Origin of the sequence: Rheinheimera mesophila, assembly GCF_000986865.1 — a bacterium.
GTDB lineage: Bacteria > Pseudomonadota > Gammaproteobacteria > Enterobacterales > Alteromonadaceae > Pararheinheimera > Pararheinheimera mesophila.
Genome location: NZ_LAVS01000075.1, coordinates 1 through 409 on the forward strand (window position 1 = coordinate 1; position 409 = coordinate 409).

The 409-nt window shown below is 32.5% G+C and carries 1 pseudogene; it reads right to left on the bottom strand.

Annotation, left to right across the window (positions count from 1 at the left end):
* Positions 1–136: 136 nt before the first annotated feature.
* Positions 137–409: pseudogene (gene lukS-PV, locus SD53_RS18350) on the bottom strand (Panton-Valentine bi-component leukocidin subunit S); the annotation flags it as partial.

Below are 409 nucleotides of genomic sequence, written 5' to 3' on the forward strand. Positions count from 1 at the left end.
TGTTTTGTACAAAGTAATTTTATCATCAACCTTTTTCTCACTTACAGGTGTGATATGTTGAGCTGCATCAACTGTATTGGATAGCAAAAGCAATGCAATTGATGTAACAACTGATGATTTGACTATTTTTTTCATATCAATTATGTCCTTTCACTTTAATTTCATGAGTTTTCCAGTTCACTTCATATTTAACTGTGTAATTTCTGTTTACAAATGCGTTGTGTATTCTAGATCCTTCTAAATAACTATTGCCATAGTGTGTTGTTCTTCTAGTAGCATGAGTAACATCCATATTTCTGCCATACGTTATTTCAAATTCACTTGTATCTCCTGAGCCTTTTTCATGAGAAACAGTTGCAATAAATGAAGGATTGAAACCACTGTGTACTAATGGGGGTAATTCATTGTC